Raw genomic sequence first — 12936 nt, 5'->3', positions numbered from 1 at the left:
CGATGGAACCGAACCCGACGAAACTCGGTTACGACGACATCGAGGCGGCCGCCGAGCGCATCGCGGGCCGCGTCCGACCCATCGCGATCGCGCCCGCCGACGCGCCGGACGACGGGTCACCCGACATCTGGCTGGCACTCGAATTCCTCCAGCACACGGGCACCTTCAAGGCAAGAGGCGCGCAGAACTTCCTCCAGACGCATCGCGAGGCGGGCAGCCTGCCCGACTCCGGCGTCACCATCGCCTCCGGTGGCAACGCGGGTATGGCCTGCGCGTGGGCGGCGCGCAGCCAGCGGGTGCCCGCGACGGTCTTCCTGCCCGCCACCGCGCCCACGGTGAAGATCGACAAGCTGCGCGGCTACGGCGCGGACGTCCGGCTGGTCGGCGAGCAGTACGCCGACGCGCTCGCGGCCTGCCACGCCTTCGCCGAGTCCAGCGGCGCGCTGCTCTCGCACGCCTACGACAACCCGCTCATCGCCGCGGGCGCGGGGACCTTGCTGATCGAGATTCATCGACAGCTGCCTCAGCTGGATACCGTCGTCGTTGCGGTGGGCGGCGGCGGTTTGTTCGCCGGGATCGCGACCGCGGCGGCGCATTTCGGCGTCCGAGTGGTCGCGGTGGAACCGCGGAACTGCCGTGCGTTGCACGCCGCGCTGGCGGCGGGCGCACCCGTCGACGTCGCGGTCGACTCGGTGGCCGCCGACGCGCTCGGCGCGCGTCGGGTGACGGAGCTGGCTCTCGTCGCGGCCCACGCGGCGGACTCGGTATCGGTGCTCGTCTCCGACGAGGAGATCGTCGCGACCCGCAGGGCGCTCTGGGCCGAGCATCGCTTGGCGGTCGAACACGCCGCCGCGACGGCCATGGCCGCGCTGACCTCCGGTGCGTACCGTCCCGCGCCCGGTGAGCGGGTGTGCGTCGTGCTGTGCGGCGCCAACACCGATCCCGCCGATCTGACGAAGTGAGACGCTCCCGGTACGCCCGTCCGACTACGCCCGTGGGCTCCGCGACCCCGTTACCCTCGTAGGGGAACCGGACGGAGGCAGCTATGGCACTCGAATCCCTGATGGTCCCGCTGGGCACGCCCGCGCCCGACTTCGCACTGCCCGATCTGGACGGCCGGACCCACCGCCTGTCCGATTACGCGAACGGTCCCGGACTGCTGGTCGTCTTCGCATGCAACCACTGCCCGTATGTGAAGCACATCGAGAAAGAACTCGGCGCGGTGATCGGCGACTCGGGCGTGCCCGCCGTGGCGATCTGCACCAACGACGCCGACGCCTACCCGGACGACAAGCCGGAAGGGCTTCGCGCACAAGCGGAACGAGCCGGGTGGACGTTCCCGTACCTCATCGACGAAACCCAGTCGGTCGGCCGCGTTTTCGGCGCGGCATGCACCCCGGACTTCTTCCTCTACGACGCGCGTCTCCTGCTGGCCTATCGCGGCGCGTTCGACGAATCCACCCCTGGCAACCGCAAACCCGTCACCGGCTCCGAACTGCGCGCCGCACTCGCCGCGGTGCGCGCGGGCAAGCCAGCGCCGGAGCCGCAGCGACCGAGCATGGGCTGCTCCATCAAGTGGCGCGCCGCCTGAGCCGCGCCGAACTCGGCCTCAGCCGACGACCGCGTTCATGATCGTGCCCGCGCTGGTCGCGACGGCCCCACCGAGCATGGCTCCGGCCACCATCTTCGGCGACTGGAGGCCGCCGCCGGTCCACTTCTCCCAGGCGAACCGGCCGCCCGCGTAGGTGATGGCGGCGATTCCCGAGAGCAGCACGAACCAGGTGAGGTAGCGAACCATTTGCAGGATCTTGTCCGAGATGGGCGGGGCCTCGGGGGTCGGGTTCCCGACCTGGGCCAACACTGTGCCGTACATGTCATGTGCCGTAGCGAGAATCATGCTCACAGCCGTACCCCTCTTCTGATGTCGGCGACGGTTCGAGAACGCCGCCGTGATCTTACCGCGATTCGCCCGGAAACATTGGGGTGCAGCGTGTTTCGCGAATCATAACGACCGGTCCGAAATCGAGAATTCCGGCCAACGACGCCTCTTGATCCAAGTATACGGTCGGCCGTATGTTTAGTTGGTGACCATCGCAGACCACTTCAGCACCGAAGAGACGGACCCGTACTGCCTGTCCGCTCTGGAATCCGCAGCCCTTCTGTTCGACGCGCCATGGCGACGCTTCGGGGTGATCGGCGACAGCCTCTCCGCGGGCACCGGCGACCCGCGCGCCGGATACGCCAGCCTGCCATGGGCCGACCGCGTCGCCGACGCGCTGCGCCGGGTCGCGCCCGACTTGGCGTACCTCAATATCGCGGTCGACGGCGCGACGACCGAACAGACCTTCGACCAGCTGGATCGCATGATCGATTTCGCCCCCGACCTGCTGCACCTGCCGTGCGGCGCCAACGACATCGTCCGCCGCACACCCGACTACGCGCTGATCGAGCGGCACCTGCGCGAGCTGTACCGCCGCGCCGCGGCGACCGGCGCCCAGCTGACCACCTTCACGCTCGGCCGCGCGTATCGGGTGCCCGCGTTCGCGGACTGGACCGACCGGGTCCGCACCGTCAACGCGATCACCCGCCGGCTGGCAGGCGAGGACCGCGCGGTGGTCGTCGACATGTGGGATCACCCGGTCAACGACCGCGCCGATCTGCTCAGCGCCGACCGCATCCACTTCGCCGCCAACGGACAGGCGGTGCTCGCCGCCGAGGCGGTCAAGCAGCTCGCCCATCGCCTCGGTCAGCGGGTCCCGTCATGACCACCGACAAGCGACTGCTGCGCGGGGCGCGCACCCGCGGTGTGGTGCTGCGCCGAGCCGTCGACCTCGCCTCCCTCGACGGCCTCGACGGCCTCAGCTTCGGCCGCCTGGCCGCCGACACCGGCATGAGCAAGGCCGGGGTGCAGACGCTGTTCAAATCGAAGGAGACGCTGCAACTGGCGGCCATCGACCACGCGCGCGAACTCTTCGTCGCCGCCGTCGTCGAACCCGCGCGCGGCGAACCGCGCGGAGTCCCTCGGCTGCGCGCGCTCGTAGCGCATTGGCTCGACTACGCCGAGGAGCCGCTGTTCGCGGGGGGCTGTTTCCGCGCGGCCGTCATGACCGAATTCGACAGTCGCCCTGGGCCGGTCCGCGAGGCGCTGTTGCGCGACCAACGCGACTGGCGCGCCACCCTCGCGGCGCAATTCCGGCATGCGGTCACGGACGGCGAGATCAGCGAGATCGATTCCGAACTCGCGGCCTTTCAGCTCGATGCGGTGTTGCTCGCGGCGAATACGGCGCTGCGCCTTGGTGATTCGGATGTGGCGTCGATGGTGTGGCGGGTGCTCGATCATCTGCTCATTCAGTGCCCGCAGCCGATCCCCTCGAACTCGGCGGTCGTACGCAACTCGGTGCGCGGGTAGTGATCCCCCATCCCCGCGGCCGGATCGTCCTGCGGCGCGCGCTGGATCGCCTGCGCGAAATCCTTGTCCGGCAGCATGTTCCGCATCAGCAGCGTGGTGGTGGGTCCGGTCGTTGGCAACCATGCGACGCCGCACTCACGGGTCGCGTTCGCGGGCCGGTCGGCGGGGTCGGACACCACGACGGTGAACCAGCCACGCTCGTCGACCGGCGTCTCGTCGTCGACGACGCAGGCCGAAACACGGGTGGTGGCAAGCTCGTTCGAGCACATCGACCAGTACCGCAGTTGCGCGGGCGCCATGGTGGTCTCGCCGCGGTAGGTCGCGGGAGTGGTCGGCAACCCGGCGCGGACGACCGCGACCTGTCCCGCTCGCGGTGCGACGTGCGAGGCGAGATAGGTGTTGTCCGGGTTGGCGAAGACGCCGTCGCCGCTCGTCTTGGACCACACGCGGTAGTCCGGGCCCGGCATGTTCGCGGGCAGCCGCTGACCGCTGGACAGGCGCGCGGCGGACGTGTCCGCCGCCCCCTGATCCGCCGTGCATGCCGGAAGCACGCGCGGGCCGCCTGTTCCGTGCACGGTGATCTCCGGCAACGGCTCGCCGCCGAGCGGATCACGCCCCTCGTCGGTGCGGTAGACCCGGTAGATGATCAGCGCCAACCCTGGGTCCGCGTAGAGGGTGTTCGGCGCGGGCCGCTCGGGTCGGGGGCCCGGCAGCACCCGCACGGTGAACGAGCGTTCGGTCGCGGCGCGGTCCGCCCCCGGCTGGAACGGGTTGACGCTGCCCGGATCCGGATCGATGCGCAGATCGTCCAAGCCGTCCAAGGTGCGCGAACCCTGGTAGCTGGTGAACGAGATGTACCGGCCGTGCGGGTATCGGCCGCGCAGGGTGAGGCCTTCGGCGGGCAGCGCGGGGACAGCGGCCATCCAGTAGTTGGCGAAGGTGTCGGGCAGTGCGACGTTCAGCGTGTCGGCGCCGATCCGTCTGCTCCACCCGCAGTCCGTCAACGGCCCGGCCTGCGCGGGTGGCGGCGGCGCCAGCGGCGCGGCGGCGGAACCAACGACAGCGACGACCGCGAGCACGCGGCGCAGCACGGCGATCATGTTCACGCGCGCCAGTATCACCCGCGAACGGCGCCGATGCCCCGCACCACCCTTGACACGTCCTACGGCGCGGCATGTAATCGGACAACTGAACGTGCGTCCACGTGAACGCACCGGCCCCACGAGAGGGAACCCGATGAACGAGCAACCCGGCGACCGACCGCGGTACACCGGAGTGCTCGGCCAGGCCGAGGCCATCCGCAACGGCCGCATCTCGGCGCTCGAACTCACCGAGCAGACCCTCGCGCACATCGACCGCGTGCAGCCGCGGCTCAACGCCTTCGTCACCGTGCTCGCCGAGGAGGCGTTGGCCGAGGCCAGGATTCGCGACGAAGCACAGGCCGCCGGGCGCGCACTCGGCCCGCTGCACGGCGTGCCGATCGCGATCAAGGACGAGGTCGACGTCGCGGGCGTCCGCACCACCTATGGCGGCGCCGCGGTGACCACGCCCGCCGCGGCAGACTCGGAGATCGTGCGGCGGCTCCGTGCGGCGGGCGCGATCATCGTCGGCAAGACCGCGATGCCGGAGTTCGGCACTTGGCCGTTCACCGAATCCGCGGCGCACGGTTACACACGCAATCCATGGGACCTCACCCGCAGCACGGGCGGCTCCAGCGGCGGTTCGGCGGCGGCGGTCGCGGCGGGCGTGGTGGCCGCGGCCACCGGCGGCGACGGCGGCGGGTCGATCCGAATTCCGGCGGCCTGCTGCGGCCTGTTCGGTTTGAAGCCGCAGCGCGGGCGGGTCAGCACCGCGCCCAACGGTGACCTGTGGCGCGCGCTCGGCACGCTCGGTGTGCTGACCAGGTCGGTCGCCGACAGCGCACTGCTCTACGACGTCATCAGCGGTAGCGTCGCCGGAGATCGCTGGCACGCGCCGGCACCGACGATCGCGTTCTCCGAGGCCGCTCCCGCGACGCCGTTGCGGATCGCCGTCTCCGTGCGATCCGCCGTCCCTTTGACCCGCCTCGACCCCGAGTGCGCCGGCGCGGTCCGCTCGATGGCCGACGCGTTGACCGAACTCGGCCACCACGTCGAGAAATTCGAACTCGACTATCCCGACGCCACGTCCGCGTTCTTCCCGCAGTTTCTCGGCGGCATCCGAGAGGAGGCCGATCGCGTCGACCGACCCGACCTGCTCGAGCGCCGTACCCGCACGCTCGCGGCCACCGCGCGTGTGCTCGCGCCCGAACCGGTGCTGCGCTGGGCGGAACGGCACGGCGAACGGGTCGCATCCCGCGTCCACCGCGTTTTCGAACGCTACGACTTGGTCCTCACCCCGACCTTGCCGCACCTGCCGCCGCCGGTCGGCAGGCTGGACGGCGCGGGCGCGCTGCACGCGATCCTGCGCAGCATGCCGATGACCGCCTACACCGCGATGTGGAACGTGTGCGGCAATCCGGCTGCCGCGATCCCCGCGGGGTGGTCGGATTCCGGACTGCCCCTCAGCGTCCAGCTGGTCGGCCGTCCCGACGGCGAACTCGAAATCCTGCGCGTCGCAGCACAACTCGAAAAGGCGCGGCCGTGGGCGCAGCGCTGGCCGGAAGAAGCGGAAGTCGTCGCGCGAATTCGCTGATGAGAGCGAGCGCCACGGCCGAAACCAGGAAATCGCCGACCGATCGGTGATTTGAATCACAATTGGCGGCGATTGTGGGCCGTCGCACGTCTGCGCTACCCTCGCATGCATCTGAGACCCTTTGGTCTCAAAGCCACCTACCGGACCTCCCGCAGGCAGGGCGCATCTCCGCCCCGACCGTGTGCGGCTTCGGCCGAACTCCGTCCCGCCGGGGTCGTCCGCGGGGCGGATCAGTCAGGGGAAAGCCCCGGGCGGGGCGTGCAGCAAGGGGAGCGGCACCATGCGATCCACACTTCTTCGTGCGGTCATCGGCATCTCGGCGATGGCGTTGTCCACCATTTCCGTCGGCGGCGGGGCGCAGGCCGATCCCGGCTGCCCGAGCATGTACGTCGTGGCGATTCCGGGGACATGGGAGAGCGACGAGCACCGGCCCGGTCCCGGCATGCTCGCCGGAGTGACCGACGGCCTTCCGTCCTCGGTGCGCGTGGACTATGTCAGCTACGCGGCGACCGCCTTCCCGTGGGAGGGCGACGTGTACGGCGCGTCGAAGAAGGAAGCCGTCGACAACGCCCGCGGCATGCTCGGCGCGATGGCGCGCCAGTGCGGCGCGACCAAGCTCGCGCTGCTCGGTTACAGCCAGGGCGCCGACGCGGCGGGCGACGTGGCCGCCGAGATCGGCACCGGCCTCGGCGTGGTTCCGCCGCAACGGATCGCGGCGGTCGGCCTCATCTCCGATCCGCGCCGCTCCCCCACCGACGCGTTGGTCGGCCCGCCGGTCGGCGGCGCGGGCGCGGGCGGTCCCCGGGTGGGCGGATTCGGTTGGGTCGCACCGCAGACCCGCACGATCTGCGCGGTCGGTGACCTCTACTGCGCCACCGCCGCCGACGACTTCGTCACCAGGTTCGCCGGTTTCCTGGCCCAGAGCTCCAGCCCCGACCTCGCCAACATGTGGCGCTACCAGCTCGAATTCGGAACCATCGTCAACGATCTGATGGCGCGCGGCGGGGTCGCGCTGCTGCAGAACCAGCTCTCGGAGTCCGCCAACGAAGAACGCCGCAGAAAGCTCGAGGAGTTCTACCGCTCCGAGGCGCACACCCTCTACGGCAGCTACTCCGTCGGCGGCGGCGAGACGGCGCTGTCCTGGATGCACGATTGGCTGGCCTCGCTGGCCTGAGCCGGTCCGATTCTCAGCGCTTTCTCATCGAACCGAGTACCCGCGGCTCAGGATCACCCCGTTGAATCAGTCGCGGCTGCCCCGCCCGGCTCCTCTACACCGGGCGGTAGGCAGCGCCAAACGATTACGAAACCGGCTGGGGTACTTCGTGCCGGACTTGCGCCGGGGTTATCGCCGCCGCTTTGCGCCTGGACGTCGCCAGGAACAGGATCACCAACAGCACGCTCAGCCACACATAGGTATTGCCGATCACGTGCTGCCACGGCGTCCACAGCGACTCGCGCTGTTCGCCGTTGGGTAGCCAGTTCTGCGGCCCGTAGACGAACACCGCGCCGACGACGACGGCGACCGCGTACCAGCCCAGCGCACGCCGCCACGGCAGCCGGATCGCGTAGCCGATCACGGCGAACAGCGCGGGCGCGATCCAGATCCAGTGGTGCGACCAGGAAATCGGCGAGACGAGCAGGGTGAAGACCGCGTTGATGGCCAACGCGAGCGCGGGAGCATCGGCCGCCCGCCGCATCGCGAGCACGACCAGCGCGAGCAGGGCCGCGCCAACCACCAGCCAGACGATGGTGAAAACGGGCTCGGGCACCCGCAACCGGGCGAGCACCGCCTGGATCGACTGGTTGGTGTGGAACGCCGAGCCGCTCAGGCCGTCCACATTGCCGAGGCCGCCGAACCAGTACTTCACCGAGGTGCTCGGCAGTACGAGGAAGCTGAGCGCGGTCGCGGCGGCGCCGGTGACGGCGGCGGTGATCGCCGACTTGTAGTCGCGGCGAACCAGGAAGAACAGGACGAACGCGGCAGGGGTCAGCTTGATCGCCGCCGCGATGCCGATCAGCATGCCGCGCCGCCACTTCGGCTTCTCGGTCAGGCAGTCGGCCGCGACCAGCGCCATCAGCAGCAGGTTGACCTGGCCGAAGTCCAGCGTCGCCCTGGTCGGTTCCAGCAGCAGTGCCAGCGGCGCCGCGCAGGCGGTGGCGAACAGCGCGAGCCGCCGCGCGTTCTCGCCGGGCCATACCCGCCGAGCGACCAGGTACAAGGTCAACGTCAGCGCGGCCACCGAGGTGACGAAGAAGGCGAACGCCGCGACATCCCAGGGCAGCAGCGCGAACGGCGCGAGCACCAGGGCGGCGAACGGCGGATAGATGAAGGGCAGTCCGATGCCGATGGTCGTCTGCGGGAGTTGTCCGTACATGTCGCCGCCGTGGCGCAGCGTTTCGACGCCGAGACGATAGACCTGCAGGTCGATGAAGCCGCCGGTGATCTCCTTGAACGGCCAGAGCGGCAGCGTCAGACACAGCCAGGTGAACACGACGAGTAGCGCAGGCACAAGCCAGACCACACGCCCGAACCGGCGGGTCGACGACATCGGCACATCACAGGCGGCGGAACTACTCATCCGCGGCGACTATACCGACCTGCGCGCCGGTGTTCGACGGGTGGCGCTGGCTCGGCGCTGCGCGACGGATTGCCCGCCGGTAACTACCGAACTGATCACCGCGCGGACCCGGTGAGCGTGATCCCGGACCACTCGGGCAGCTCCTCGCAGCGCCGCACCCATTCGTCCGGGATCACCGCGTCCCGTGCGCCGAGAATGCCGCCGACGATGGCGCATGTCGTGTCCACGTCGCCGCCCGCGCTCGCGGTGGCCCAGCACGCCTCGGCGAAGTCGTCGAAGCGCGCGGCGATCCACAGGCAGAACGGCACCGTGTCGGGGGCGGAGACGTCGCGACCGTTGCCGAGTGCTCGCGCGGCCTCCGCCGGGCCGACGTCGAGCAGCCCGCGCGCCGAGGTGATTCCGTCGCGCACCGCTCCCCGCGGTGTGCGCGCCGCGATGGCGTCGAGCAGCGCCGCGCCGCGCAAAGAAGTGAGGGCCGCGCCGAGCGCCACCGCGATCGCGCCCGCGACACCCTCGGGATGGGCGTGCGTGATCTCGGCCGAGGCGGCCGCGTCGGCGATCACCCGGTCCAGGTCATCGGCGAAGTACGCACCGAGCGGAGCGACCCGCATGGCCGCGCCGTTGCCCCAGGAGCCCTTTCCGCCGAACGACGCGGTCGCCAGCTCGCGCCAGTCGCCGCCCTTCTGCCGGATGAGGCGCAGCATGCGGTTGGCGCTCGGACCGTAGCCGCGGTCGAAGTCATGGTGTTCGGCGAAGGACGCCGCGAGCGCGTCCTGGTCGATGCGACCGTGGCGATCCAGGACGGCGACGACCGAGCACGCCATCTCGGTGTCGTCGGTCCACCACCAGGGTTCCGGCGGCAAGGCGCGGGCTTCGAGCGCGGGCAAGTTGTCGGGGACGAAGAAGCAGCCGCCGAACGCGTCGCCGACGGTGAGCCCCCGCAGCGACGCGACGGCGCGGGAACGGCGGTCGGCCATCATTCGCGCGATTCTGCCCAGCGCAGTGAGATTCGCCAAGCTGGGAGGTCGTAACGGCGGGAGCGGGTTATCTTCGGTCGGGATCGGCGGATTTTGCCGGTCCCCACGGCGGGTCACCGCCAAGCACGCGCGTCAGCGAGCGCCCGCCGCTCGTCGGAAGTCAGGAACACCATGTCGCAGATCCGGAACCACTGACATGTGTGCTCCGAAAATCATCCAGTCGGCCCATGAGAACGCCGCCCGTCCCAGCCGCCGCGCGCTCTTCGCCGCCGCGGGACTCGCCGCCTTCGCCGCCGCTGCGCCGCCCGCCCGCGCCATCCCGGCGGCACGCGGCGTTCTCGACCTCACCCACGCCCTCGGCCCGCACCTGCCGACGTGGCCCGGCAGTCCGCCGTTCACGGCGATCCCCGTGGCCTGGCACGCCCTCGGTGGATTCGGCCAGAACGCGCTCGCCTTCTGGGAACACTCCGGCACCCATCTGGACGCACCCGCGCATCGCGTGCCGGGCGGCACGACCACCGACGCGCTCGCCGTCACGGATCTCGTCGCGCCACTGGTGGTCATCGACATCAGCGCGCGGGCCGAACGCGACCCCGACGCGGCGCTCACCATCGACGACATCGAGAACTGGCAGTCCCGGCACGGCCGCATGCCCGAACGAGCCTTCGTGGCAATGTATTCCGGCTGCGAACGCCACATCCACGACGCCGCGGCCTTCCTCAATCTCGACGCCAACGGCGTGCCGCACGCACCGGGCATCGCACCCGACGCGGCCGCGTATCTGGTGCAGCGGTGCGGGGTCGTCGGCGTGGGCGTGGACACGTTGAGCTTGGATCACGCGCTCAGCCGAGATCACGGCGCGCACACCGCGATTCTCGGCGCGGGGCGGTACGGGGTGGAGATGTTGGCGAATCTCGGTGCGGCGCCTGCTTCGGGAGCGACGGTCATCGTCGGGGCGCCGAAGCATGTGGGCGGGACCGGTGGGCCTTGTCGGGTGATCGCGCTTACGTGAGGTGCTTTGACGTCGGTGGTGGCGGTTGGTCTTACGGTGGACATCGGCGGTCTCACCAGTCCGGTCGACCGATCGACAACGCGTGCTGGAACACCCCGCGCGGATCCCAAGTCCGCTTGATACGCAACAACTTCGGGTAGTTGTCGCCGTAGTAGAAGCGGTGCCACGGCACGCCGGAGGTGTTCCAGCGCGGGTCCGCCAGATCAGGGTCCGGGTAGTTGATGTAGCTTCCGCCGTTGTCGGCGTTGGGCACCGGGACGCCGCCGGTCGCCGAATACACCTCGCGGAACAGCTCGCGCGCCCACCGCAGGTGCGCGTCGTCGCCCTCGGGAAGTCGCCAGGCGGCGTGAATCAGCATCTGCGCGAAGGAATTCCGCGCGGAAATGGCAGTGGCGTCAGGTGCGACGGCATTGATGGCCCCGCCGAAGGGCAGGAATTCCACCTCCGTCTCGCCGAGCACAGCGAGATTCGTCAGGTACCGGTAGAACACGCGCAGCTGATCCTCGGAATACGCCCGCCTCAGGTAAGCCGCCTTCACCTTGACCCGCGGCGTCAGCGAACCTTTCGGGTAGTACACCTGCTGCACCGTGTCGGAATACGACAGCTGGGCGACCGGCTGCACGACCGGGACGGCGTCCACACCATCCAGAACCGTGCCCAGGAACTCGTCGAATTGCGCTCGGGCGTCGACGGAATCGGCATCCAGCAGCACGATCATCTGCGCGAACCCGGTGCCGACCGTCCGGAAGCTCAACGGCGCGTACAGTCCCGCGAACCGATTGCCCGGCGCGTTGTTTCGCTCGTAGAACGCCAGGTAGTTCCCGAGCAGCCGCACGAACGCGGCCTCGCTCATCAGCGGCAGAACCACCCGCGAATTCAGCATCGCACCGGGCGGTTTCGGCAGCGCCGTCGCCGGATCGGACCCATCGGACAATGGCGCGCGCAGCAGAAAGCGCGTCACCACACCGAAATTGCCGCCACCGCCGCCGGTGTGCGCCCACCACAGCTCCGCGTCCGGGCCGTCCTTGGTCGCCAGCACCACCCTGGCCTCGCCGTCGGCGCCGACCGTGACGACCTCGACCCCGCACAGATAGTCGGCCATCAGCCCGAGCCGCCGAGACAGCGGCCCGTAGCCGCCGCCACTGACATGCCCGCCCATCCCGACCCCAAGGCAGATCCCCGCCGGAATCGTCACACCCCAGCGCCGCAACGCCTCGTACACCGCACCCAGCTCGGCGCCCGCGTCCACCGAGAACGCCCGGTGCGTCTCGTCCCAGCGCACCTGATTCATCCGGCCGAGATCGATGATCGAGCGCGTCTGCGCCGAGTCCACGAAATCCTCGAAACAGTGCCCACCCGACCGCACCGCCAACCGCGAACCCGCCGCCACCGCCCGCCCCACCGCAACGCGCACCTGCTCGGCCGAACTCGGCACATAGATCTGCTCCGGCCGCGCCGCGAACCGCCGGTTGTACCCCCGCATAACTAGCGGCAGATACTCCAGATCCCCCGCCCCCACCACCCGCAACTCGTCCGCCCCCGCCGCCGGCGCCACCACCACCGCCGCGGCGCCACCGACCGCCGACGCAGCCAAGAACCGCCGACGCGACAGTGCCATGTGTACCCCTAGGTCAAGATCGGTAAGGGCACCACGGTATCCCCGAAACGTCTCCCGACAAAGAGACCGGTCCGTTCATCTTCCAGGCAATCTGCCTGGCAAGCGCTCAGACATCGCAGCGGCGGACGTTCACGAGGTTGGGCAATCCGTCACGACCCGCCCCAAGTCCCCGCAACAGATCGCGCCAGCCGGGCCACGCACCGTCGCTACCGCGAATCTCCACCAGCCCGAAGATCAACTCCCCGACGCTCGCATGGACCCACTTCGGCAACAGAATCCGGTTCCCGCCGACGACGACCACCGGTATCAGCAGCACCGAATACCTGAACGCTTCCGGAACTTCCACCACCAGCAGCACCGCCATCGCGACGATCGAGCCGAACTGCAGGACGAAGTCGATCAACGTGGCACCCAGCGACCGCAACTTGCGCGGCGACGGGTACCGCGTATCCCCCTCGTCCCCATGGTACTTCGGCAGAAAATCAGTCGATTTCGTCAACCCGAGGGCATCCCCCAATCTCATCGGGCAAGCATGACACAGTCCCCAACCCGCGCACATGCGAAGCCACGCCCGGTGGGGTCCAGGTGCCTCGAATCCACAGTCCCGCCGGCATGACAACCCAGCGGCTGATGGCCCAACGAGTCGACCGCTACCAGGCATCGTGAAT

Annotated in this window: 13 protein-coding genes; 7 read left to right on the top strand and 6 right to left on the bottom strand. The window is 69.8% G+C overall.

Annotation, left to right across the window (positions count from 1 at the left end; translation table 11 throughout):
- The first annotated feature begins 2 nt into the window (after positions 1 to 2).
- Both NAM01S_RS31405 and NAM01S_RS31400 read left to right on the top strand, forming a co-directional pair.
- Positions 3 to 962 carry a threonine/serine dehydratase gene (locus NAM01S_RS31405; RefSeq protein ID WP_067792390.1) on the top strand — a complete coding sequence of 320 codons (960 nt, stop codon included), beginning with the start codon at positions 3 to 5 and terminating at the stop codon, positions 960 to 962.
- Positions 963 to 1045: 83 nt separating this feature from the next.
- Positions 1046 to 1591 carry a thioredoxin family protein gene (locus NAM01S_RS31400; RefSeq protein ID WP_067792387.1) on the top strand — a complete coding sequence of 182 codons (546 nt, stop codon included), beginning with the start codon at positions 1046 to 1048 and terminating at the stop codon, positions 1589 to 1591.
- Positions 1592 to 1609: 18 nt separating this feature from the next.
- Here NAM01S_RS31400 and NAM01S_RS31395 read toward each other — a convergent pair whose 3' ends face one another.
- Positions 1610 to 1897, bottom strand: a complete 288-nt coding sequence (locus NAM01S_RS31395) for a hypothetical protein (RefSeq protein ID WP_157108003.1) — start codon at positions 1895 to 1897, stop codon at positions 1610 to 1612.
- Between the two features lie 187 nt (positions 1898 to 2084).
- Between NAM01S_RS31395 and NAM01S_RS31390 the strand changes: the two genes are divergently transcribed.
- Both NAM01S_RS31390 and NAM01S_RS31385 read left to right on the top strand, forming a co-directional pair.
- Positions 2085 to 2765 (top strand): SGNH/GDSL hydrolase family protein, encoded by a 681-nt coding sequence (locus NAM01S_RS31390; protein ID WP_067792381.1) that lies wholly within the window; start codon positions 2085 to 2087, stop codon positions 2763 to 2765.
- Positions 2762 to 3409, top strand: a complete 648-nt coding sequence (locus NAM01S_RS31385; RefSeq protein ID WP_067792379.1) for a TetR/AcrR family transcriptional regulator — start codon at positions 2762 to 2764, stop codon at positions 3407 to 3409. Before NAM01S_RS31390 ends, NAM01S_RS31385 begins: the two co-directional genes overlap by 4 nt.
- Here NAM01S_RS31385 and NAM01S_RS31380 read toward each other — a convergent pair.
- On the bottom strand, positions 3349 to 4515 hold the full coding sequence (locus NAM01S_RS31380) for a hypothetical protein (RefSeq protein WP_157107997.1): 1167 nt from the start codon (positions 4513 to 4515) through the stop codon (positions 3349 to 3351). The two genes, NAM01S_RS31385 and NAM01S_RS31380, sit on opposite strands and share 61 nt — an antisense overlap.
- A 130-nt stretch (positions 4516 to 4645) precedes the next feature.
- Between NAM01S_RS31380 and NAM01S_RS31375 the strand changes: the two genes are divergently transcribed.
- Both NAM01S_RS31375 and NAM01S_RS31370 read left to right on the top strand, forming a co-directional pair.
- On the top strand, positions 4646 to 6082 hold the full coding sequence (locus tag NAM01S_RS31375; RefSeq protein ID WP_067792375.1) for an amidase: 1437 nt from the start codon (positions 4646 to 4648) through the stop codon (positions 6080 to 6082).
- Between the two features lie 280 nt (positions 6083 to 6362).
- Positions 6363 to 7256 (top strand): cutinase family protein, encoded by an 894-nt coding sequence (locus NAM01S_RS31370; protein WP_067792373.1) that lies wholly within the window; start codon positions 6363 to 6365, stop codon positions 7254 to 7256.
- A gap of 124 nt (positions 7257 to 7380) precedes the next feature.
- On the opposite strand, the gene NAM01S_RS31365 is transcribed toward NAM01S_RS31370, so the two are convergent.
- Both NAM01S_RS31365 and NAM01S_RS31360 read right to left on the bottom strand, forming a co-directional pair.
- On the bottom strand, positions 7381 to 8661 hold the full coding sequence (locus NAM01S_RS31365; protein ID WP_067792371.1) for a glycosyltransferase 87 family protein: 1281 nt from the start codon (positions 8659 to 8661) through the stop codon (positions 7381 to 7383).
- Between the two features lie 95 nt (positions 8662 to 8756).
- Positions 8757 to 9641 (bottom strand): ADP-ribosylglycohydrolase family protein, encoded by an 885-nt coding sequence (locus tag NAM01S_RS31360; RefSeq protein ID WP_067792455.1) that lies wholly within the window; start codon positions 9639 to 9641, stop codon positions 8757 to 8759.
- Between the two features lie 193 nt (positions 9642 to 9834).
- Between NAM01S_RS31360 and NAM01S_RS31355 the strand changes: the two genes are divergently transcribed.
- Entirely contained in the window at positions 9835 to 10650 is an 816-nt protein-coding gene (locus tag NAM01S_RS31355) for a cyclase family protein (protein ID WP_067792367.1), read from the top strand.
- Positions 10651 to 10702: 52 nt separating this feature from the next.
- Here NAM01S_RS31355 and NAM01S_RS31350 read toward each other — a convergent pair whose 3' ends face one another.
- Positions 10703 to 12268: an FAD-binding oxidoreductase gene (locus NAM01S_RS31350; RefSeq protein WP_084483460.1), complete on the bottom strand. Its 1566-nt coding sequence runs from the start codon at positions 12266 to 12268 to the stop codon at positions 10703 to 10705.
- A 106-nt stretch (positions 12269 to 12374) separates the two neighbouring features.
- Positions 12375 to 12671 carry a hypothetical protein gene (locus NAM01S_RS31345; protein ID WP_067792364.1) on the bottom strand — a complete coding sequence of 99 codons (297 nt, stop codon included), beginning with the start codon at positions 12669 to 12671 and terminating at the stop codon, positions 12375 to 12377.
- Positions 12672 to 12936: the final 265 nt, after the last annotated feature.

This window comes from Nocardia amikacinitolerans NBRC 108937 (genome assembly GCF_001612615.1).
GTDB classification, from domain to species: Bacteria; Actinomycetota; Actinomycetes; order Mycobacteriales; family Mycobacteriaceae; genus Nocardia; species Nocardia amikacinitolerans.
Note: the sequence above shows the minus strand (reverse complement) of the source record. Positions and strands in the feature narration are given on the sequence as shown.